This window comes from Salinivibrio sp. HTSP (genome assembly GCF_003390965.1).
Taxonomy (GTDB): domain Bacteria; phylum Pseudomonadota; class Gammaproteobacteria; order Enterobacterales; family Vibrionaceae; genus Salinivibrio; species Salinivibrio kushneri.
Map to the genome: position 1 here is coordinate 64675 of NZ_PXUD01000011.1, position 21349 is coordinate 86023.

General features: G+C 50.7%; 20 protein-coding genes. 11 read left to right on the plus strand and 9 right to left on the minus strand.

From position 1 onward, the window contains the following. Positions 1 to 9 precede the first annotated feature (9 nt). The gene (gene nrdD / locus C7A19_RS02555; RefSeq protein WP_116644073.1) at positions 10 to 2151 is read right to left on the minus strand and encodes an anaerobic ribonucleoside-triphosphate reductase; all 2142 of its coding nucleotides are present in this window, start codon (positions 2149 to 2151) and stop codon (positions 10 to 12) included. Between the two features lie 351 nt (positions 2152 to 2502). Between nrdD and C7A19_RS02560 the strand changes: the two genes are divergently transcribed. The 4 genes from C7A19_RS02560 (at position 2503) to C7A19_RS02570 (ending at position 4950) form a co-directional block, all read left to right on the plus strand. After that, positions 2503 to 3354 carry an endonuclease/exonuclease/phosphatase family protein gene (locus C7A19_RS02560; RefSeq protein WP_162300233.1) on the plus strand — a complete coding sequence of 284 codons (852 nt, stop codon included), beginning with the start codon at positions 2503 to 2505 and terminating at the stop codon, positions 3352 to 3354. Between the two features lie 114 nt (positions 3355 to 3468). Continuing rightward, positions 3469 to 3612 (plus strand): hypothetical protein, encoded by a 144-nt coding sequence (locus tag C7A19_RS15520; protein ID WP_155522534.1) that lies wholly within the window; start codon positions 3469 to 3471, stop codon positions 3610 to 3612. A 92-nt stretch (positions 3613 to 3704) separates the two neighbouring features. After that, positions 3705 to 4022, plus strand: coding sequence for a hypothetical protein (locus tag C7A19_RS02565; protein WP_069362950.1), 318 nt, complete (start codon positions 3705 to 3707; stop codon positions 4020 to 4022). 100 nt (positions 4023 to 4122) lie between these two features. Next, positions 4123 to 4950 (plus strand): DUF2797 domain-containing protein, encoded by an 828-nt coding sequence (locus C7A19_RS02570; protein ID WP_069362949.1) that lies wholly within the window; start codon positions 4123 to 4125, stop codon positions 4948 to 4950. A gap of 70 nt (positions 4951 to 5020) precedes the next feature. On the opposite strand, the gene C7A19_RS02575 is transcribed toward C7A19_RS02570, so the two are convergent. Both C7A19_RS02575 and C7A19_RS02580 read right to left on the minus strand, forming a co-directional pair. Then, a complete protein-coding gene (locus C7A19_RS02575) occupies positions 5021 to 5245 on the minus strand; it encodes a DUF3389 family protein (RefSeq protein ID WP_116644075.1) in 225 nt (74 codons plus the stop codon). Continuing rightward, entirely contained in the window at positions 5235 to 5696 is a 462-nt protein-coding gene (locus C7A19_RS02580) for a hotdog fold thioesterase (protein ID WP_116644084.1), read from the minus strand. Before C7A19_RS02580 ends, C7A19_RS02575 begins: the two co-directional genes overlap by 11 nt. 190 nt (positions 5697 to 5886) lie before the next feature. On the opposite strand from C7A19_RS02580, the gene C7A19_RS02585 reads away from it, so the two are divergent. Next, entirely contained in the window at positions 5887 to 6690 is an 804-nt protein-coding gene (locus C7A19_RS02585) for a M48 family metallopeptidase (protein ID WP_116644085.1), read from the plus strand. Between the two features lie 143 nt (positions 6691 to 6833). Continuing rightward, the gene (locus C7A19_RS02590; protein WP_162300234.1) at positions 6834 to 8399 is read left to right on the plus strand and encodes a sensor domain-containing diguanylate cyclase; all 1566 of its coding nucleotides are present in this window, start codon (positions 6834 to 6836) and stop codon (positions 8397 to 8399) included. A gap of 28 nt (positions 8400 to 8427) precedes the next feature. On the opposite strand, the gene C7A19_RS02595 is transcribed toward C7A19_RS02590, so the two are convergent. The 3 genes from C7A19_RS02595 to C7A19_RS02605 all read right to left on the minus strand — a co-directional run bounded on the left by C7A19_RS02595 (position 8428) and on the right by C7A19_RS02605 (position 11591). Then, positions 8428 to 8895: a PAS domain-containing protein gene (locus C7A19_RS02595; RefSeq protein WP_077608532.1), complete on the minus strand. Its 468-nt coding sequence runs from the start codon at positions 8893 to 8895 to the stop codon at positions 8428 to 8430. Positions 8896 to 8899: 4 nt separating this feature from the next. Then, positions 8900 to 9901, minus strand: coding sequence for a response regulator (locus C7A19_RS02600; protein WP_077649522.1), 1002 nt, complete (start codon positions 9899 to 9901; stop codon positions 8900 to 8902). Between the two features lie 130 nt (positions 9902 to 10031). Continuing rightward, positions 10032 to 11591 (minus strand): hypothetical protein, encoded by a 1560-nt coding sequence (locus C7A19_RS02605; RefSeq protein ID WP_116644076.1) that lies wholly within the window; start codon positions 11589 to 11591, stop codon positions 10032 to 10034. Between the two features lie 284 nt (positions 11592 to 11875). On the opposite strand from C7A19_RS02605, the gene C7A19_RS02610 reads away from it, so the two are divergent. Further along, positions 11876 to 13024 (plus strand): fatty acid desaturase, encoded by a 1149-nt coding sequence (locus C7A19_RS02610; RefSeq protein WP_077458874.1) that lies wholly within the window; start codon positions 11876 to 11878, stop codon positions 13022 to 13024. A 97-nt stretch (positions 13025 to 13121) separates the two neighbouring features. Here C7A19_RS02610 and C7A19_RS02615 read toward each other — a convergent pair whose 3' ends face one another. Beyond that, positions 13122 to 14093, minus strand: a complete 972-nt coding sequence (locus C7A19_RS02615) for a GTP-binding protein (RefSeq protein ID WP_077649521.1) — start codon at positions 14091 to 14093, stop codon at positions 13122 to 13124. 212 nt (positions 14094 to 14305) lie between these two features. Here C7A19_RS02615 and C7A19_RS02620 point away from each other — a divergent pair, with 212 nt between their 5' ends. Both C7A19_RS02620 and C7A19_RS02625 read left to right on the plus strand, forming a co-directional pair. Continuing rightward, positions 14306 to 15694, plus strand: a complete 1389-nt coding sequence (locus C7A19_RS02620) for a TldD/PmbA family protein (protein WP_116644077.1) — start codon at positions 14306 to 14308, stop codon at positions 15692 to 15694. Continuing rightward, positions 15691 to 17043: a TldD/PmbA family protein gene (locus tag C7A19_RS02625; protein ID WP_116644078.1), complete on the plus strand. Its 1353-nt coding sequence runs from the start codon at positions 15691 to 15693 to the stop codon at positions 17041 to 17043. The genes C7A19_RS02620 and C7A19_RS02625 overlap by 4 nt, the downstream gene beginning before the upstream one ends. A gap of 25 nt (positions 17044 to 17068) precedes the next feature. Here C7A19_RS02625 and C7A19_RS02630 read toward each other — a convergent pair whose 3' ends face one another. Beyond that, positions 17069 to 17974, minus strand: coding sequence for an alpha/beta fold hydrolase (locus C7A19_RS02630; protein ID WP_077458896.1), 906 nt, complete (start codon positions 17972 to 17974; stop codon positions 17069 to 17071). A gap of 84 nt (positions 17975 to 18058) precedes the next feature. Beyond that, on the minus strand, positions 18059 to 18691 hold the full coding sequence (locus C7A19_RS02635; RefSeq protein WP_077649518.1) for a TetR/AcrR family transcriptional regulator: 633 nt from the start codon (positions 18689 to 18691) through the stop codon (positions 18059 to 18061). Between the two features lie 407 nt (positions 18692 to 19098). Between C7A19_RS02635 and C7A19_RS02640 the strand changes: the two genes are divergently transcribed. Together C7A19_RS02640 and C7A19_RS02645 are read left to right on the plus strand one after the other, a co-directional pair. Further along, positions 19099 to 20490: an L-cystine transporter gene (locus tag C7A19_RS02640; RefSeq protein WP_116644079.1), complete on the plus strand. Its 1392-nt coding sequence runs from the start codon at positions 19099 to 19101 to the stop codon at positions 20488 to 20490. A 186-nt stretch (positions 20491 to 20676) separates the two neighbouring features. Next, complete coding sequence (locus C7A19_RS02645; protein WP_116644080.1) at positions 20677 to 21240, plus strand: PhnA domain-containing protein; 564 nt, start codon at positions 20677 to 20679, stop codon at positions 21238 to 21240. Positions 21241 to 21349: the final 109 nt, after the last annotated feature.

The window sequence follows — 21349 nt, forward strand, 5'->3', positions numbered from 1 at the left end:
ATCTTCCCCCTACATGTGTTTCACACGGCGAATCACTTCTTGTTGTTTGCCCGGATTAAAAGGTCGCGTATCAGGGCTGCCTAAATAGCCGCACACACGTCGTGTCACTGACACACGTGCCGGATCGTGATTGCCACACGCAGGACAGGTAAAGCCTTTGCTCGTACAATCAAATTCACCGGTAAACCCGCACTCGTAACACTCGTCTATAGGCGTGTTGGTCCCATAATAAGGCACGCGATCGTAGCTGTAGTCCCAAACGTTCTCTAACGCTTCTAAGTTGTGTTGAATGTTGGGATATTCCCCGTAGCAAATAAAGCCGCCATTGGCTAAGCGTGGGTAATCCATCTCAAAATCGATTTTATCGTAAGGCGTCACCTGCTTTTCCACATCCAAATGGAAACTGTTGGTGTAATAGCCTTTATCTGTCACGCCCTCAATCACGCCAAACGCCTGGGTATCGAGCTGACAAAAACGACTGCACAAGTTTTCACTTGGGGTGCTGTACAAACTAAACCCATAGCCTGTTTCGGCTTTCCAACGCTCAGTGGCATCGTGAAGATAAGCCACAATCGCCTTGGCTTTCTTTTGTTTCACCACGCTGTCGTAGATGTGCGGCGCGCTACCGTACAGCGCATTGATGGTCTCGTGCAGGCCAATGTAGCCGAGCGAAATGGACGCACGTCCGTGTTTAAAAATCTCGCTGACATCATCGTCTGGGTTCAAGCGGATACCACATGCACCTTCCATATATAAAATCGGCGCCACCCGCGCTTTCACGCCTTTAAAGCGAGCAATCCGGGTATCGAGTGCTTGGCGCGCAAGGTTTAGTGTCGCATCAAGGCGGGCATAGAACTCTTCCTCATCTCCTTCCGCTTCAATGGCCAAACGCGGCAGGTTGACACTCACAACCCCTAAATTGTTTCGGCCTTCATGCACCAGTGCACCGTCTTGTTCATAAGCACTTAAAAAGCTGCGACACCCCATTGGGGTTTTAAAGGATCCGGTGACGGATACCACTTGGTCATAGTTAAGAATATCGGGATACATGCGTTTAGACGCACACTCGAGCGCCAATTGCTTGATATCGTAATTGGGATCATCGGCCCGACGGTTTAAGCCCTCTCGGATACAGAACACGAGTTTCGGGAATACCGCTGTTTTGCGATTCTCCCCCAGACCCGCAATGCGATTGGCTAAAATCGCACGTTGCACCGCACGCGCCGCCCAGGATTCACCGAGCCCCAAGCCAAACGTCACAAAGGGAGTCTGTCCGTTGGCGGTATGTAAGGTGTTAACCTCATACTCCAACGATTGAAAGGCATCAAAACACTCTTTGTCGGCGCGCGCACGTGCGTACGCTTCAGGCTCCTTAATTGCCCACTCACGCGCGACCAGTAAGTGCTTTTGATAACTGGCTTCCACATAGGGTGCCAGCACTTCATCAATGCGGTTAATGGTGGTGCCACCGTATATATGGCTGGCGACTTGCGCGATGATTTGGGCGGTCACCGCGGTGGCGGTGGCGATGGATTTGGGCGGTGCAATTTCCGCATTGCCCATCTTAAAGCCTTTTTGCAGCATGCCAGCCAAGTCAATGAGCATGCAGTTGAACATCGGGAAGAAAGGCGAATAGTCCAAATCATGATAGTGAATTTCACCTGACTCATGGGCTCTTACTACGGCACTGGGCAGCATATGTTGTTTGGCGTAGTGTTTGGCCACAATTCCCGCAAGCAAGTCGCGTTGCGTCGGGATCACTTTACTGTCTTTGTTGGCGTTTTCGTGCAGCAATTCAGTGTTAGTTTGGCCTACCAGCCCTTGTACTTCATGATTCAAACGGCTACGGCGCTCACGGGCGATATCTCTATCATGACGGTACTCAATATAGGCGCGCGCCACCGCTTTGTGCGGCCCAGCCATCAGCACATCTTCAACGGCATATTGGATATGATCGATATCCACTTCGGCATCGCCAGCAAACTGCGTCGCAATCGTATCGGCTAACCGTCGGATCTCATCGTCGCTCAGTTGACATTGCTCAGCATCACGCATCGACTGCGCTGACTCGCGTGCACAAGTCACCGCCTGGACGATTCGAACTGCATCAAATGGGACGCGCGTTCCATCGCGTTTAATTACCGCTGGCATATGCCCTCCACACCATATATAGGATATACAATAAAATAAAAACACAAGATGTGGCATTAGATAGCAATTAGGGGATTCATTGTGTTGACACAGATCATCGAAGTCTCGAATAACCTTCGTTAGGCGAACTAAATGCCTATCTGTGCCGCAATCTCACTGATCTTCGTTATGATAGTTATCAGTTAAAATCAAAGGTTCTCCGCAAAGTGCTACAATGCGCCAGTGCATGCCCAACATTTCCAGTAGGATCACAGAGAAACGCGTAATAATGAGGTATCCACCATCGTACTTCGAGTTTTAGGCCTGCTCGTCCTTGTCGGGATATTTTCAGCCCCTAGCTATGGGCTGACAGTGGCAACATGGAATTTTGAGTGGCTGACCTTAAAGGACGATCAGCGGGCAGGCATCCGTCATCAAGATGATTATCAACAGCTGTCGTCGATCTTTGTTCAACTCGCTCCCGATGTGTTGGCTTTTCAGGAGGTTGATAGTCCTGAGGCGCTGGCACGCGTCGTTCCCGCGGAGGACTATACTGTCTATTTTTCCGACCGCTATGCAGAACTTAAAGCACGATCCCAAAGCCAGCAGCTCACCGGGATTGCCGTGCGCAAAGGTTGGAAGGTGGAGGATCCTAACGATCTGCGTCAAATCGCGCTGCCGGGTTTTTTTGGCGTCCCATCACTGCGATATGGCACCTATTTAGTAGTTACGCCGCCTAATCAAGCACCAATACATATTCTATCGATACACCTTAAATCTGGGTGTTTCAAACAAACCCAAGCCTCACGGAGCTGCGAAAAACTGCGCAAGCAATTCAGTGTGTTAGCCGATTGGGTGCTTGAACATGGAGATAAAAACATTCTCATTGCTGGCGACTTCAATCGCCATATCAGTGATAAACAGGATCCCTATTGGCAACAATTTCGCCAAACCCTCCTTGAAAATGCCTCCGCCCCACCCGATATTGTTAATGTCACCCAAAGCGTGCGTGCACGGTGCAAAGCGAGACGCTACAACTGGCGCACCCAAACGTGGAATCAAGTGATGTATAGCCGTTTGGTCGATCATATTTTGGTGTCTGAATCACTGGCTTCTCGGTGGCAATACAGCTTTCAGCATCATTTTGCCTATCACAAGGTGATGAACTATCGACTTAGCGATCACTGCCCGGTGGTGGCGACGTTTAAAGCCAATCAGCGCTAAAAGCGATTGACCTCCCCAAAAGATTGCGAGAGGCTAGCGCATTGTCATGGTGATGACATAAAGGGTCGTTAGCCTCCCTTCATATGGACTGTTGAAGTCACCCAAGGAGAAAAAATGGATAGCTTACAACATCAAGTCATCCCGACCGATGACGATTTATTAGCCGATTACCTCGGTGATATTGGCGTGCTTCACGGCCAAGATGCGCGCAGTGACAACGACGTATTTAGCGACGACATCGAGGACGCCACACGATAGGCATCGATGTTGCGTTTCTAACATCACGCTGACAACTACACTCTCGCGCCGTAGTAGGTTGTTAGTACATTCACCCACATACCTGATGCACTATGAAAAAACGTCTTTCTATCGCGCTCTTTTTTCTTTCTTTTTTATCATTCCACGCCTCTGCCGCACCTGAACTTATCGCCAAATCCACACTCGATTTTGGCGACTTTGAAGAAACGGCCAACGTAGAGATACAAGGCAATATTCAAGAAGATGTCTTACGCCTGGCCGAACGCGGGGTGGAAAAAGAAGAAGCGGATTATTTCGTGATCGATCAGGTTAGCGAAGATACCAAGAAAGATCTCTTAGTGGTCTCGGTGACGCTTTATCGTGAGCACACCACAGACACGCAAAAAAGCCTAGAAGCTCGCCTCGGCTAATCCGTTTTCGAGACAGGCAGGTTGTCGCTTGCCTGTTTTCCTCTCTGCCTTACTCCGCTCTCTCCCATTTGCTACACTTGCCGCTCTTAATAAAACTAGAATGAGCAATGTCGTGATTGGAACCTTAGATAAGATGCGCACAGAAGCCGACGCAGAGGTACAGTACTTTCTGCGTGTCGGTGACGAAGAGCTGCATCTCAACCCTCTCCTTGGACAAACACTAACCCTGACCCACACTGGCAATATCTTTTGCGATGCCTGTGGGCGAAAAACCAAGAAAAGCTATTCGCAAGGTCACTGCTACCCCTGCATGAAAAAACTCGCCCGCTGCGACATGTGTATTATGAAACCGGAAACCTGTCACTATGCACAAGGTACCTGTCGCGAGCCCGAGTGGGGCGAGCAATTTTGTATGACCGACCATATTGTCTATCTTGCCAACACGTCTGGGTTAAAAGTGGGGATTACCCGCGCCAACCAAATGCCCACACGTTGGCATGATCAAGGTGCCACGCAAGCGCTCCCTCTGTTTCGGGTGAAAACGCGCCAGATTTCCGGGCTAGTTGAAGTCGCGATGGCGCAACATGTCGCGGATAAAACCAATTGGCGTGCTCTTTTAAAAGGCGATAATGCTCAGCTTGATCTCCATGCCGAAGCAACACGTCTGACCCAAGCCATTGAGTCAGATCTCGCTGATATTCGCCTGCAATATGGTAGCGATGCCGTGCTGCCCGCCGAGCTGGATGCCCTGAGTTTTAGTTACCCTGTCACTGAACACCCTACCAAGATAAACTCACACAATTTTGATAAAAATCCAGAAGTGGGTGGAGTGTTGCAAGGCATTAAAGGTCAGTATCTGATATTTGATACGGGCGTTATCAACGTGCGCAAGTTTACCAGCTACGAAGTGACCGCCTCGCACAGCTAACGGCGCATCAATCAGCATCAAACAAACCGTGCCAGTGGTCGTGACCACTGGCACGGTGTTGGTGAGGCGACTACTGAGGTTGGATGCCCGTCATATCTGAAATTAACGCAATATGTTGTGCACTTAACGGCAGTGACCAACGGACATTACCGGCATCGGCCACCAGCACATTGGCGTCGGCGATAATCTGTAGCGAGTCGGATTGCACCTGCATGCTCAATTTCATTGCGGGCAATTTGATCACCACCTCATGGGCGGTCACGATCAACTTACCTTGCTCGATATCAACCACCATTAGCGCGTTCCTCCAAAGGCTTATCGGCGCGTTTATCGCTAAGCACCGCCATCGTAAGCCGGCTCACGCACACATCTCGGCCTCGTTCATCCTGGATGGTGATATTCCACACCTGCGTAGTTGCGCCGAGATGCACAGGGGTCGCCACGCCAGTCACCGTGCCTTCTCGCATCGCACGCAGATGATTCGCATTGATGTCCAACCCGACGCAGTACTTTCCTTCCGGCACACACATGTTCGCCGCCAAGGAGCCCAATGTTTCCGCGAGCACGACAGACGCCCCGCCATGGAGCATACCCAGCGGCTGATGCGTGTGCGGGGCCACCGGCATGGTGCCCGTTAAGCTGTTATCGTCAAATGCGGTGTATTCAATACCCAAATGCGCGACCAATGTATTGGCTGAAGAGGCATTTAACCCCACCAACGACATGTCTTTTTCCCAAATACTCACAATACTTTCACCCATTGCCATTTGTCCCGATGGAAACGAAATCGCTGCGCGAAACGCGGACTACCAAGCTGCGCCCAACGCTGCCTGCGCGCATCAGTAGACGTTAAGCCAAGAAGCCAGTACATTAGCACTCTGATAGCTTTGCTAATAATCACTGCGACTGTGGCGCAAAACGATACAGGAAATGATCATGCTACGCACTGCCAAAACCGTCATGTTATCTCTATGCCTGATGGTCGTGCTTTCATCTTGCTCTCACTCACCTACAGGACGAAACCAGTTATTGCTCTTTTCCGGTGATGACATGGCGAACCTAGGACAGCGTTCGTTTGAGGAGATGAAAAAGTCGCAACCTATCAGTGACGACCAAGCCATCAACGCCTACGTGCAATGCGTCACCAACGCCATCTTAAAAGTCGTACCACCGCAAACCAACTTCTCGGAATGGGAAGTGGTGGTATTCGACAGCGATCAAGTCAACGCCTTTGCCCTTCCCGGCGGCAAAATCGGCGTTTACACCGGACTGCTCGATGTAGCACAAACCCCGGATCAATTAGCCGCGGTGATCGGTCATGAAATTGGTCATGTTTTAGCCGACCACAGTAATGAACGTCTTTCTCGCTCTCAACTTGCCGCACTGGGGCTAACGGTTACTGGTATGTCTCTATCAGATAGCCCTCATGCCGCCATGGCAATGGCAGGTTTAGGGCTTGGCGTGCAAGTCGGTATTTTGCTGCCCTATAACCGCGCTCAAGAATCAGAGTCAGATAAAATTGGCCTGCAATTAATGCACCAAGCAGGGTTCGACCCAAGTGCGAGCGTTGCCCTGTGGCAAAATATGGCAAAAGCATCCAAGGGCGCACCTCCGGAGTTGCTCTCAACTCACCCATCACCTGATACCCGTATTAACGCGTTACAAACGGGCGTCAGCCAATTGCCCAATATCCCTCATCGCTTAACTGCAAACTGTCAGCGACCGCCATCAACGCAATAAAAACAAACATTTCCTTAACAAAGTGAACGTCATCACAAAGCCTGCATACAAACGCGGGCTGCGCGTCATAGCGTGAGAACAGCCCGTCGTCGTCACACAAAAAATTAACCTATATGTTACGCTTAAGTTTTATTAGAGGACGAGTGACGACACGCGTGATGAAGCCGCTTTTCATCTTGTTTTGTTTGATGTTACAGGTGCCGTTTGCCTTCGCAACGGCACAAGAGACAAACGATCTTTTTGAGCAGCTGTTTGAGAAGCATGCATTAGTCATGCTGCTCCTTGATCCTGATACGGGTAAGATAAAAGCGGCTAATCCAGCCGCCAGCGAGTTTTACGGGTATTCACAGCAGACGCTGAGCCAAATGAATATCGCCAGCATTAATGCGCTGTCCCCCGAAGCGGTCGCTGAAGAACGTAAGCTGGCAGCATTAGAGGATCGAAACTATTTCATTTTTAGTCATACGCTATCGGACGGCACAACCAAAACAGTGAGGGTGTCGTCGATACCTATTGTCTACCACGATGAGCCAACCCTTTTTTCAATTATCACCGATATCAGCGATTATCGTGCCACCCAAGAGTCATTGTGGCACTATCAAAATCGACTCGAGCAAATGGTGGCACAACAGACCGAGCAAATTGCCAAGCAAAAAAATGACCAACTGATTTTTACATCCTTGATAATCGTTGTACTCGGCGCAGGGCTTGCGACAATGTGGTTTGTGCTCACTAAATCACGACGCACCGAGTATGAGCGGCAATTGGAGCGTAAGCGCTTAGATGAAATAATCCGCGGCACCCATGTGGGCACTTGGGAGTGGCATATCCCTAGCGGAGAACTGGTCATTAACGAGCGCTGGGCAGAAATTTTGGGTTATCAACAGCACGAGCTAATGCCCGCTTCCTTTGAAACCTGGGAAAAGCTTTGTCATAGCGACGATTTCGCGCGCGCGTCTAACGAGCTTGATGCCGCCTTCAGCGACACTAACCCTTTTTATGAGTGCGAATTTCGTATGCTACATAAAGAGGGTTTTTGGGTCTGGATTTTGGCAAAAGGCAAAATCATGGAGTGGGATCGCGACCACAACCCGATTCGCATGGCGGGCACGCACCAAGATATCAACGAAACTAAGCGTCTTTATCTGCAATTTGAGCACATGGCGCATACCGATACCCTGACAGGTGCCCTCAACCGCGTTGCGTTTAAGCAGCGCGCGGATATTGTGCTGGCGCAAGCACGCCAACAGGGCGCACATTTTGCCCTACTGTTTATCGATCTCGATGGCTTTAAGAAAATAAACGATACCCACGGCCATGATGCCGGTGACAGTGTGCTCATTGAAACCACCGAACGGATGGGACAGAGTATCCGTAATTCGGACACCCTCGCTCGCCTGGGCGGCGACGAGTTCGCGGTGATTTTAGAGTACACCAGCCATTCAAAAGATGCCGCTCGCGTCGCCAAGAAAATCATCGCCTGCCTCAATCAGCCGTTCAAGGTGGATGAGCAGCAACAGGCGCATCTATCAGCCAGTATTGGTATAGCGTGCTACCCGGAACACGGCGAGTCGGTTGAGCAACTTCTTAACTGCTCCGACGCCGCCATGTATTATGCGAAGAAATCGCTAAAAGGCGGCACTTATGCCGTCTGTGACCCTGATAATCATGCAACTACCAGCAACAACCGCGGGAAACAATCACTCTAGACACTCACGGTTGGCTATTTTGAGATGCTTATTTTTGCGCGGCTTGTTGTGATGGTGCTGTGGCACGCGGCGTTTGGCTCGCCAACGCCTCATTGGTCACATCCTGGATGGAGATAAACATGTGATTGACCTCACCCCGCGTATTCGCCATTGGATGCATGGTGACGTTTTGATACATAAAGGGGAGCTGACCGGTGATCGGGCGAACATGACGACAACGGAACAAATACGGGCGTTGCTGCCAGACAATAAAACTGCGACAACGGAGATCGAACACGGGTTGCGACTTGGCACGAAACCAAGGCTCATTGATTTCCGGAAACACCTCGAATAACGAGCGATTTTGCACGTCTTTGGCGTGTTTACCGCTATGGTGGACCATAAAGCCGTTCCACATTTGGATGTGGAAGTCTCTGTCTAACACAATCAATCCCATGTCGATGTGCTGTACCATGTCGAGCATCCAATGGAATTGGTCAAAATCATCTGTGCTCATCGCATTACTCCTCATCCATTAGGTAGGCCAACTTCGCATCGAGCAGCGGCAAAGACTCATCCAGTAGCAATAGTAACAAATCGCATTTTATATCTGTTCCGTCTATCTGATAGCTCACCTCAATGGTTACTGTGCGTTTCCAAGACCCTTTCATCGCCGCTATCAACTGATCCACTTCAGCGTGCTGACCCAAGAGCGCCGGATAGCTTTGCGAAAACTCTAACGCGCCTTGATCGCCTAAGCCCTTTAAAAAGGCACTAATCAGAATATTGCTAATATCTACCAGCAATTCGAGCTCGTTGTCGACCGACCCATCCTCGGGATAGTCCAGCAATTTCACCATCTCGGTAATACTGGAATCACTGATCAGCATCAGTGCTTCGCCAGCGATCCCTTCCCCACTAAAGCCCTGACACACACCGTTCATGGTATCTGACTGTGCCAAGTGACGAATGGTCATGGTCAGCTCAGTCACTTCAAACACGTTCACCTGTGGTAGCGGCATGTGGACGAACACCCCACAATGTCGGGCAAGTTTATCTGCTGCCTGCCCCATGGCAATATTCACCACTTCCATGTAAATATCTCGGCGACTGAGTTTTTCTGTTGGCGCGTGTGAACGCTTGGTCTCTGACGCAGAGGCAGTAGATAAATACGCTTTGATTAATGCGTCGACGCGCTCACGACTGATGGGCTTTTTAACAAAGTCTTTCGCTCCCCGCTCCAGCACCTGCTGCTGAGCAAGCGGCTGAATGTCGCCTGAGACCACCACGACAGGCACCGTCATCCCGGCTTCTTGCATTGCTTCGAGCGTTTGGTATCCATCAAGTTCCGGCATCGTCAAATCAAGAAACATGATGTCGATCGGCTGACTACTTAAGACGTCCAACGCCACGTTACCATTTTCGGCAAAATGTACATCGGCGTCCAAATCATCGGGGAGTGTTCGCGCTAGCTGCTTGCGCGCAAGCGCAGAATCGTCAGTGATCAGTATTTGTGTGGTCAAAAGCCTCTCCTTTCCGACTTCTTTGCTGAGAGTGTGGCTGGGTTAACACTGTAAGCATAAACCAAGATAGCGAGGAATGAGGGCAAACCAGTCAAAATGCGATGATTCTTTTGATATCAGGAGGCTACTTTTATCTTTGGCATAAATGAGTAAGGCGATCTGAGCGACTGATCAGGTTGGGAGCATGCAAGTAAAAATAATGCAAACATGTCAAACAAAGCTGAACGCATTGGTACACTTTTTCGCTGATGATCTCAGGCGAGTCGTCAAATTCACCCGTGATTAACGCTTGCCAATCCTCGGCAAACCTATCGACCATAGTAATGTCTCTCTCTGGCGCAAGGATATGGCTCAAGGCCTTTTTTATCGGGGTGATATCTTCACTCGCGGCAAAAATATTTCTCAGCGCAATAATCACATCCACCAATGCGTCTTGTGTATCTGGCTTTTTCGCCGCGTTATAAAGACGAGACATAGCCAAGCGAATACCACGCGAGTCGGTGTCATCCACCAGCATACTCCAGCGTTCAATATCAACTAAGTCTGTCTCACTGATCGCCACCGGGTCGTCCGTTTCTGCTACCGAACCAAAGTCTTGGCGCCGATTATCAAGCGAGAAAGGATCGATGCGCCACACCCATTCGGGAGCAACAAAAGCCTTATGCTCCGCGAGATAGCAAAGCGCCATACACAAAACAATATTCAGCTCAGTGGTTTGTTGTTCCGTCTCGGCATCTAATACCTCTTCAGGCCAATCATCGTCCTCTAAAAAATCACCAAAGTTAATCGCAAACGCATAACCCGACTCGAGCATGAACCCGTTATCGCGACGTTTGGCCATTAGACGCGCCGCCTGTAGAACATATTCCGCAATCCCAGGGGTATAGCGGCGCACACTGCCCCATTTCGTATCCAATTCAGCCAAATTGGTGAGTGCCGCATTGCGAAAGCCCACAAACATCGGAATATGAGCAACTTCGCCATCAGCTAAGCTACGTGCCATCTCCAGCATTTCTTGCACGGTTTCCACGAACGTATCAGGGCTAACAACCCCGCGAATGCGCATCAAGTCATAGCTATTAACCAGAATCGACACGGGTAAACTAGCCAAACTAACCACGCCGCGGTGGCCACTGGCATCTTTGTAGTCGCCGCAGGTTTGCTGCGGCTCTTTCCCCGACGTTGTGAATAAGCGAGACAGAGCAGGGTCAGCGGCCATACGTTTTTGAACCTGCTTACTGACCGGGAACTGCTCAATCGCCGCGGTGAGATAACCAGCTCCTCGGTAAAAAAGGTGCGGCCGCTGTCCCGCTTTAATCAAAAATAAAGGATAAAGTTCACCCGCCAGTTGGCAAAACGCACTGGTTAAAGGGTCCGAACTATTAATTCGCGTCGCCAGCTCACCCCCCTGCTGCGCACGCCAGACATTAAAGACGTGGCGTCCATTTTGCATCACGTGCGGCAACCGATAGAAGAAGGACTGTTCACTTTCTCCTTGCTCCACTGCAGACACACGTAAGTGGCGACAAAGCTCAATATATTGATTGAGTGTGTCGCGCTGAATCCGGCTCAAGCCCAGTTTTTGCATCAAAATTAAGCGGCCTTCCGCTTCTGTCACATTCAGGATGTAGCTCACCACGCGGTGGCCCATCGCTTTGACAAAATGTGGAATAGCCGGATAGGACATCATCGTTTCCTAACCTTGTGTTAATCGTTCACAGATATCAATACGTGCTCAGGCATCTATTATGGTATCGACATCAGAGCGGAAAACTATACCGTTCGGAAGCGTCGGCCATTAAAGACATGACCCCTTTGGGTGATGTTAAAAAGTAGAGCGCTTCCATTGACTTGGCAAGCCGGGACAAACCCTGAAACACTTTTGCCCACAAAGGCGACGGTGGATGCTTGACCAAGCGATAGCACGCATCTATTCTAGCGTACAAGTGTACGCTTAAATGAAGATAACGAGTTATGGATACCAAGGCTTCAACCTCTCCCCCTCAGAAACCACGCTTAATCTGGTTAAACATTAGCGTGTTTACCCTCACGTTTTTGATTGCAGTGATAGGAACACCATTGTGGGCGTGGCATCACGGCTTTGATTGGGTGCAAATTACCGCGCTGATTGTTGCGTTTAGCTTTTGTGGCCTGTCGATCACCGCCGGCTATCACCGGTTGTGGGCCCACAAAACCTATCAAGCCCATCCGGTGCTGCGCTTTATCTTCGCCATTGGTGGGGCATTTGCACTGCAAAACAGTGCGCTTCATTGGTCGTCGGATCACCGCATTCACCATCGCCATGTCGATGACAACGATGTTGACCCGTACTCGGCCAAACGCGGCTTTTGGTTCTCACACCTTGGCTGGATGCTGCGTGAATACCACCCCAACCGTTACGGCGATTACAGCAACTGCCGCGATCTGCAAAAAGACAAGATCGTGATGTGGCAACACAAGCACTACCTTGCGCTAACACTAGCAACCAACTTTGGCTTCCCCATCGCCTTTGGTTTGCTCCATGGCGATGTTTGGGGCGCGATTTTACTGGTCGGCTTTACTCGGCTAGTACTTAGCCATCACACCACCTTTTTCATTAACTCGCTGGCGCATGTGTGGGGCAACCAGCCGTATACCGATAAAAACACCGCGCGGGATAATGGTGTGCTTGCCTTGATGACCTTTGGCGAGGGCTACCACAATTTTCACCACATTTTTGAGAACGACTACCGCAATGGCATTCGCTGGTGGCAATTTGATCCTACCAAATGGCTGATCAAAACCGCGTCTTGGCTGGGTCTCGCGGAAAAGCTGCGCGTGACCCCCGAAGAGAAGATTGAAAAAGCGCGTGCGACCATGCAATTGCAGCGCATCACGCAACAGCTTAGTGACAAGCCACACGCGTCGCATCGTCTGCAAATCTTGCAACAAGAGTATGATGCCTTGGTCGCCAAAATGGCGGACTACTACACACTGAAAAAACAGCTGTTAGCGCTCGAGCGTGACAAGCTGCGCGAAAAAGTCGAAAACGCCGAGCTAACCCAGCAATACCAAGATTTAAAGGTGCGTTTTCAGCAACAAAAACGCAGCTGGCAGGTGCTTACCGCCAAATATGCTAGCTAGACGCGACGAGCACGCGACACACACCAAACCGGCCACTTGGGCCGGTTTTTTTAGCGGGCACGGACGCACCGCTGGCAAGATCTGTTTATATCCTTTATTAGGACGGGGTCAGAAAAGAAAGCAGGATCGACTCCAGCTCATCCCACGGTAAGGCGTCGGTATCGATCACTTCGATGCGCGACTCGGCGTATTCAATCGACATAGGCGTCACAGTAACCACCTGATTGGCGACGTTAAACGCGTAAAAACCCTCGTCAGTATTGACCACTGCTTTAATCCGTTGGGCGTTGATGTTGCTCAATAGCCCGTATAAAGCATCAAACGGAAAGCAACAGTGCGCGGCAAACAACCAGCCGCAGCTGACATAGCCCTGCCCTTGGTTCTCTTTGCGGGTATAGGTATCGTCCGGACCCAGTGCTAACGTGGTCATGGGCTCGGCATCATTGTGATGGTGATGATAGTGCGCTTGACGAGCGTGACGCGGTAACGCAAGCCACGCGGTCTCGAGCGCGCCCTGTTCAACGCCGGTGACCAAGCTTTTCTCGCCATCAAACGCGGCGACATAATCATAAAAGGTGGCGATTTGCGCCTCACTACACTGGTCAAGCTTGTTGGCCACCACCACATCCGCGAGCGCGATTTGATCATGAAAGTTTTGATTTTCACGATAGCGCACATCATCAATACAGCGCGGATCCACCAAAGTAATGGTCGCGCCCAGCGACAAGGTGGTATCGAAAGGCGGCTGAGTCAGCTTACCGATAATGTCTTTAGGATGACCCAGTCCCGTCGGCTCAATCAAAATCCGATCCGGCTGCTCGGCGAGCAAGGTATTGAGCCCCACCGTCATGGGTAAGCCAGCCACACAACACATGCATCCGCCCGGCACTTCCTTTACCAGCGCGCCTTGTTCAGAGAGAATAGCGCCATCGACACCCACCTCTCCAAACTCGTTCACCAAGATAGCCCAACGCTCATGCTCGGGTTTATTCGCTAATAAATGACGAATCGCCGTGGTTTTCCCCACGCCAAGAAACCCAGTGATAATGTTGGCTGCGATCTGACTCATGATTCTATCCGCTCGTTACTTGTATCGGCGTAGTGTAACGGATTGCGCCACACGCGTCGCCTTTTGGTCACGCACATGGAACGTGTCCATGTGCAGCTCAGTGAATGGCACAAAAAATGATGAAATATCATGCACTCACTGCAAGTGGTGATCATTACCAATAAAAGCTTGGTAGAATAAGAGGTTCGCTAACACACTTCTTAGGAGGAAGTATGCTGAATCCATCAACGGCAAAGTCGGTGATTGACCATGCTCTGTTTTTAGGCGCGGATTTCGTCGAACTCTTTGTCGAACGCCATCACTCAGGCAACGTGGAGCTGTTGTCTGGTGAGGTGGATAAAGTGAGCTCAGGGATTGATTTTGGTATTGGTATCCGGTTGTTCTTCGGTCATAAAGTGCTTTATGGCTATACCAACAGCCGCGATGAAGAACAATTGAAAAAAGTCACCAGCTTGCTGTGCGCGCGCGACAAGCGCGATCAAATTGCCACCGCTGGGCCGCTCAATTTATCCCATTTAAATGACAAGCACCCCGTGTCTGAGCCGTTATCGTCGGATCAACATGTGGCCGATAAGGTGGCATTCTTACGCCAAGTGGATGCGCGTATTCGTGCCGAGAGCGATAAAATTGCCCAAATTATTGGTCGTGTCGGCCAACGTGAGCAACAAGTCGAGATTTTTAACTCTCATGGCCTTCATGTCACAGATACCCGCCACTACACCCGTATTGCCGCTACAGCGGTCGCCACGAACGGTGAAGAGCAGTCAACGGGCTTTGATGCTCCCGGTGCGCTCACAGGCTGGGAATTCCACCAAGATATCGATCCGGTTGAGATGGGCGAGCGTGTGGCACGACAGGCGCTGGTTAAGCTTGGGGCCCAAGCCTGTCCATCGGGCGAAATGCCGGTGGTGATTGGCAACGGTTTCGGTGGCGTGATTTTCCACGAAGCCTGTGGCCACTTGTTAGAAACCACCTCTGTGGCGAAACAGGCCTCCGTTTTCCATGACCAAATGGGCGAAATGATTGCCAGCCCAGTGGTGAGTGCGGTGGACGATGGCACCTTAGCGAATGCGTGGGGCTCAATCAACATCGATGATGAAGGCATGGAAACCCAGCATACTCAGTTGATCAAAGACGGTAAGCTCACCTCGTTTATGGTCGATCACATGGGTAGCCTGAAAACCGGTTATGCGCGCACCGGCTCTGGCCGACGTGAGTCTTATAAATTCGCACCGACCTCGCGGATGCGAAACACCTTTATTGAGCCCGGTAACGACAGCTTAGACGCCATGATTGGCTCGATGGAGCGTGGCATCTATGCCAAGAAAATGGGGGGTGGCTCAGTACAGCCCGGCACCGGCGAGTTTAACTTTGCGGTGCAAGAAGCCTATTTGGTAGAAGATGGCCAAATCACCGCGCCACTCAAATCTGCCACCTTAATCAGTACGGGGCCTAAGGTGCTTAAAGAAATCAGCATGGTCGGCAAAGATCTTGCTCTTGCCGCCGGCATGTGTGGTTCGGTGAGCGGCGCCGTCCCCACCACCGTGGGTCAACCTGCATTGAAAGTCGATAACATCCTAGTAGGAGGCGGTAACGCATGAGTGAGCCAACCATTAAAGCAACCCTAAGCGATGCCGTCGATCAGGTCCTCAGCTTGGTGAAACAGCAAGGGGCGCAAGCAGACGTGATTGCCAACGCCAGCGAAAGCTTGTCACTCAAAGCCGACCAAGGCGATCTCTCCGAGCACAAAGTCACCGCCGGTCAAGTAATTGGCGTACGTGTCATCAAAGGGGATCAAGTTGCCACCAGCTATTCAGAATCGCTAGATAGCGACAGTTTAGCCAGCATGGTGAACGCCGCACTGACTAACGCAAGCTTTACCAAAGCAGAGCCCGATCAGCAAATTCGCGCTGAGGAGCAGCACATTGATCAGCAAGATCCTAGTTTACTGCAAGCAGATAGCACCCCGATTGAAGACAAGATCGCCTTAGCGCTTGCCCTTGAGCAAGATGTGGTTAGCCAACCCCGCGCAACGGGTGCCCCCTACAATGGGTACAGTGAGCAAACCCAATATCAGTTGCTTGCCAATACTCTAGGCACGCGCTGCTATCACAGTGAGCGTCGCTTTAGTTGCTACACCGCAGCACTGCTCAATCACGACGGTAAGCAAGCGATGCATCTCGGCGCGTCAGTATCACGCCGCTTTGCTGACCTAGATCTCGCCCATGCGACCCAACTGGCCTACCAAACCGCTGACGCCTTGCTTGAGGGTGGCCCAGTGAAAACCGGTTCGTATCCGGTGATTTTTGAGCATGATTGTCTCAGCGAATTGCTGGGCGCCTTTGGCAGCTGTTTCTCCGGCGATGCCGCCAAGCGCGGCACCAACCCGTGGCGTGAAAAAGTCGGCAAGCCCGTTGCGGATACGGCACTCACCATCACCGATGTGGCAAGGCTTGATGGCGGGATGCGTATTAAAGCGTTTGATAGCGAAGGCTTTGCCACCGCCGACACGCCTTTGATTGAAAACGGCGTCTTAGTCGGCTTTTTACATAACAGCGCCACAGCGCAGCATTTTGGTGTCCCCCATACGGCTAACGCAGGCCGCAGCCCCAAAGGCGGTTTGGATGTCACTTCTCGTCATGATGTGATTGCCGCAGGTCAACACAGTGATGCGGACGTGCATGCCGGTGAATACCTTGAGTTGGTGTCACTACAAGGTGTGCATTCAGGCGCGAATGCCATCAGTGGCGATTTCTCTTTCGGTGCAAGTGGGTTTGTTTGCCGAGAGGGAAAACGCGTTCGTCCGGTTCGCGGGATAACGGTGGCTGGTAATTTCTATACCATGCTCAATGAGATAGATGCTATCGGCAATACCGTGTTACCCAACTATGATGGCGCCTTCTTCGCGCCACGCATCCGCTTTGCCCGCTTATCCATCGCCGGCGAGTAATGGCGAACCCTGCAAAGGCATCGGCTTAGGCCGATGCCTTTTTATTCTCAGTTTGTGCTTCAACACTTTGTACCGCGGGGTTCATCTTCGCCGCTAAGTCGGTAAATGCCTGCATGGCGACGTCACTGGTCAGAATACGCCCATGCCCTAACCCTTCGGTGGCTAGCACAGTCACATGCGGGTAGTCAGTGGCTTTTTCGGTGACGGCAAAGGAGGCAAAACGATCATTTTTGTCGTGGGCAATCACCACCGGATGGCGGCGGCGCGACAATTTTTCTAGCGGCTCAATGGTCTCGATTGGATAACCGTGCTGCTCACCCACTTCTTGGACAATTTCATCAAACAGCTTCAGTGAATACCCCGATTTTCGGACTGTGGCATATAAATTCTCGCGATAATTCAGCACAGGCGCGACCAAAAAGAGCGGTAAATCATCCACCTGAGGGTGCTCGCTTTCCAACACCGCGGCAGCGCCCATACTATGCGCAATCACCCCAGACACATTATCGACTTGATCTAGTACATCATTGATCGCCTGCACAAAGCCGGGAATGTGGCTTTCTTCCCCGCCACTTTGACCGTGTGCTGGATGATCAAATGCGACCGTACGAAAGCCTAGTGACGCGATATGTGCCATGAGTGGAAAGAACTGACTGGCGGATCCCGACCAACCATGCGTCAGCAACCAGGTTGGCCCAGCGCCAAGGCTATACATTTGTAGCTCTCCTTCTTGGCTTTGCACTCGAGAGCGCACCACGCCTTCAGGCTCTGCGTTCACCATAGGACTGCGTGTTGGGGTGAGAAAGAGTTTTCGTGCGACTTTTTTAGCATGACGAGGTGCCAAGCGGTGATGACACCGGCTCACCGCCCCCACGAGAGAACGTTTGGCGCTAAAGCGGCCCGGCGTTGAAAAATACACTTTTTTACTCATGGTCATTGAATCCTTAAAATCGAACGAGTGTTCGTTTTTATACTGAAAAATATCGTTGGTTCGATACCGACACAATGTTCATTCTTATCGGGAACATTCGCGGCGGCTTTGCGCGAGCAACTGCTCGACACCATGCCAAAAGCGTGTCCCTTCCGGCGATTCGAGTGACAAACGAAGAAATAACTGGCTACTCAAATAGTGCCCATACAACTGATAGACAGCTTGCCAGGTATCAAGGTCGGCGCGAAATTCGCCGGCTTGCTTGCCCTTTTCAAACTGTGCGGCCAGGTAGTCAAGCCATTGACGGGTGACGCGCTGCAACGCCTGATGGATGGGATCATTGCTCGCACGCTGCTCATGCCACGCATCTAAAAATAAGCACTGACCCTGAAAGTGCTGATGCCAGCCCATCCAATTTCGCAGCAAGTGTTGTAATTTGGCTTCAATACTCGCGTGGTCGGCTTCTCGACTCGGGCTAATCACCCGCTCGATAAAACGCTCACCGGCAAAATGCACCACCGCAATCTGCAAGTTTTCTCGCGAGTTGAAATGGGCAAACAGACCACTTTTTGACATTTTCACGTCACGCGCCAAGCTACCAATCGTCAAGCTTTCCAATCCATACACGCTGGCTGACTCAAACGCGGCTTCGAGAATACGCAACCTGGTTTGCTCACGTTTCGAGAGCGAGTACGTCGGTTCACTAGATACGCCCATCTCATTAAACCTTCAAAAAACGGATTGCTAAAAACCAAATGACTACGCCAGGACACCTTGGCAGTCAACGTTTATTACCTTACCGCAACCGTCTATCCATTAATAGTACGAACGTTCGTTTTTATCCAGTCGATATGTGGATCTGTTTGCCTTCTCCACCACCGTAAGGTGTGTAAGAAAGCGCATTTTCATGAGGTTGCGCAATTTATCGACAAAAATTGCTGAAACCACATTCCATATTCTTTTTAGTTTTAACAAGTGCTTTTTTTATCTAGTAGTAATGTGACATAGGTCTTCATTGCATGCACCTTCCGGCATATGATGCCAACCAATCACTAACTCTTTAATACGTTTAAACGGGGTTAGGCACTCAAATCATTATAATTCTCTAGGTTGGAACGCCGATTATGACAGTTATCCTTTTAAACCTGATTGCTTTTGCGCTGCTGCTGGCGATGCTTGTCAAATTGCACAAGCAACAAAAATCCTTATCCACACGCGTGTTTACCGGCCTCGGCATGGGAGTTGCGTTCGGTGCTGCGCTGCAAGCGTTATACGGTGCTGACGGCGCAATCACGCGCGAAACCATTAACTACATCAATATCGTCGGCTCCGGTTATGTCAGCCTACTCAAAATGATCATCATGCCGTTGATCACCGTGTCGATTATTGGCGCGATTTTGAAAGTGAAAGACTCAGGTTCTCTAGGCAAAATCTCTAGCTTAAACATCGGCATTTTACTTGCCACCACCGCTGCTTCCGCGCTCATTGGCGTGTTCGTCAGCAGTCTATTTGGATTGTCTGCGCAAGATATCGTGCAAGGTGCACGAGAGATGGCACGTGGGGCCGCTCTAGAGCAACGCTTGGGCTCAGTCGAAGACTTATCTTTGGCTGATATGTTTATCTCTTTCTTCCCACAAAACCCATTTGCAGATTTGGCCGGTAGCCGTCCAACCTCGACCATCGCTGTGGTGATTTTTTCTGCCCTTGTCGGTATAGCCGGTGTGACCTTGTCTCGCACTCAGCCTGAGCTTGGTGAGCGTTTTGAGCGCTTTATGGATGTGGCTCAGGAATTAGTGCGCACGCTCGTACGAATGATCATCGGCCTCACTCCCTACGGTATTTTGGCTCTAATGACCAAAGTGGTGGCTGGCTCAAACGTGAGCGAAATTCTTGAGCTGGCGAACTTTGTGGTTGCCTCTTATGTAGGCTTAGGTGCTATTCTGGTGATGCATCTGGTATTGATTGGCCTTGTCGGCATGAGCCCGATTCAATATCTGAAAAAAGTGCTCCCAGTGCTGACGTTTGCCTTTACGTCTCGTTCAAGTGCTGCCACGATTCCTCTTAATATCGACTCGCAAATGAAGAACTTGGGCAATGATCCGGCCAGCGCCAACTTCTCCGCCTCATTTGGTGCCACCATGGGTCAAAATGGTTGTGCCGGCCTGTATCCAGCCATGCTAGCGGTCATGATTGCGCCCACCATTGGTATTAACCCACTCGACCCGGGCTTTATCGCCACCTTGGTTGCGATTGTCACTGTAAGCTCATTCGGTATTGCAGGTGTAGGCGGCGGCGCCACCTTTGCGGCACTGATCGTGCTCTCTGCATTGGATATGCCTGTTGCGCTTGCCGGCTTGCTGATTTCTATCGAACCCTTGATTGATATGGGCCGTACTGCTGTGAATGTGAGTGGCTCAATGACAGCCGGCACTCTCACCTCGCGTTTAACCGGTGGCCAAGATAAAAGTGTTTTCGATCACCATGAAGTGGTAAAGCAAGACACGGCTAACGCCTAACGTTACATAACCTTGATTGAGACAATGCCACGCGTTTGCGTGGCATTTTTGTATTTGCGTTACTCAACATATATAGCCACTCTATTCGCTGATTCAATCCCTTATAACTTGTAAGAATTTATGTCAGCGATTACACTCTGCCTCATTGTTAATGCAGGGACATTCCTGCCCGTTGTGAGATAAAACATGAGTATTGAACAAACGCTTCAGGCGCGCAGTGGCGGCCAATGTGAACTATGCGCCAGCCAAGACAACTTATCTGTGTATGACGTCCCTTACTCGCCCGACACCACAGCAAACAGTTGCGTATTGGTTTGTGGCACGTGTCACGATCAGCTTCAACATCCAGACAATATCGATGTGAACCACTGGCGTTGTCTAAGCGAGAGCATGTGGAGCCAAGAGCCTGCGGTTCAAGTGGTTGCCTATCGCCAACTTTCTCGTCTTTCTAGTGAAAGCTGGGCGCAAGATAATCTCGACATGATGTACATGGAAGACGATGTCCGTAAGTGGGCAGAAACGGGGCAAGATATCGAAGAAGTCAAAGTATTGGACGCTAACGGCGTCGCACTGCAAAAAGGCGACGACGTGACCGTGATTAAAGATTTGCCCGTTAAAGGCTCAAGCCAAGTGATCAAACAAGGCACGGTGATCCGCGGCATTAACTTGACCGACGAACCGACCCATGTACAGGGTAAAGTAAACGGCCAAACCCTGTTTGTGATTGCGGAGTTCTGCCGCCGTAAGTAATTGACTTTCACACCTGTCGAATTCGATACGTAACATGCAAACCGACGCCATCAAGGCGTCGGTTTCAGACTGCTGACAAAGGTCTAGCTTTCGAGCTAGACCTTTGATC

What these genes read in the sequence shown, in the direction of transcription:
- nrdD (WP_116644073.1), bottom strand. Translation starts at nt 2,151, where the DNA reads ATGCCAGCGGTAATTAAACGCGATGGAACGCGCGTCCCATTTGATGCA.
- C7A19_RS15520 (WP_155522534.1), top strand. Translation starts at nt 3,469, where the DNA reads ATGGATAGCTTACAACATCAAGTCATCCCGACCGATGACGATTTATTA.
- C7A19_RS02565 (WP_069362950.1), top strand. Translation starts at nt 3,705, where the DNA reads ATGAAAAAACGTCTTTCTATCGCGCTCTTTTTTCTTTCTTTTTTATCA.
- C7A19_RS02570 (WP_069362949.1), top strand. Translation starts at nt 4,123, where the DNA reads ATGAGCAATGTCGTGATTGGAACCTTAGATAAGATGCGCACAGAAGCC.
- C7A19_RS02575 (WP_116644075.1), bottom strand. Translation starts at nt 5,245, where the DNA reads ATGGTGGTTGATATCGAGCAAGGTAAGTTGATCGTGACCGCCCATGAG.
- C7A19_RS02585 (WP_116644085.1), top strand. Translation starts at nt 5,887, where the DNA reads ATGCTACGCACTGCCAAAACCGTCATGTTATCTCTATGCCTGATGGTC.
- C7A19_RS02595 (WP_077608532.1), bottom strand. Translation starts at nt 8,895, where the DNA reads ATGAGCACAGATGATTTTGACCAATTCCATTGGATGCTCGACATGGTA.
- C7A19_RS02605 (WP_116644076.1), bottom strand. Translation starts at nt 11,591, where the DNA reads ATGATGTCCTATCCGGCTATTCCACATTTTGTCAAAGCGATGGGCCAC.
- C7A19_RS02610 (WP_077458874.1), top strand. Translation starts at nt 11,876, where the DNA reads ATGGATACCAAGGCTTCAACCTCTCCCCCTCAGAAACCACGCTTAATC.
- C7A19_RS02615 (WP_077649521.1), bottom strand. Translation starts at nt 14,093, where the DNA reads ATGAGTCAGATCGCAGCCAACATTATCACTGGGTTTCTTGGCGTGGGG.
- C7A19_RS02620 (WP_116644077.1), top strand. Translation starts at nt 14,306, where the DNA reads ATGCTGAATCCATCAACGGCAAAGTCGGTGATTGACCATGCTCTGTTT.
- C7A19_RS02625 (WP_116644078.1), top strand. Translation starts at nt 15,691, where the DNA reads ATGAGTGAGCCAACCATTAAAGCAACCCTAAGCGATGCCGTCGATCAG.
- C7A19_RS02630 (WP_077458896.1), bottom strand. Translation starts at nt 17,974, where the DNA reads ATGAGTAAAAAAGTGTATTTTTCAACGCCGGGCCGCTTTAGCGCCAAA.
- C7A19_RS02635 (WP_077649518.1), bottom strand. Translation starts at nt 18,691, where the DNA reads ATGGGCGTATCTAGTGAACCGACGTACTCGCTCTCGAAACGTGAGCAA.
- C7A19_RS02640 (WP_116644079.1), top strand. Translation starts at nt 19,099, where the DNA reads ATGACAGTTATCCTTTTAAACCTGATTGCTTTTGCGCTGCTGCTGGCG.
- C7A19_RS02645 (WP_116644080.1), top strand. Translation starts at nt 20,677, where the DNA reads ATGAGTATTGAACAAACGCTTCAGGCGCGCAGTGGCGGCCAATGTGAA.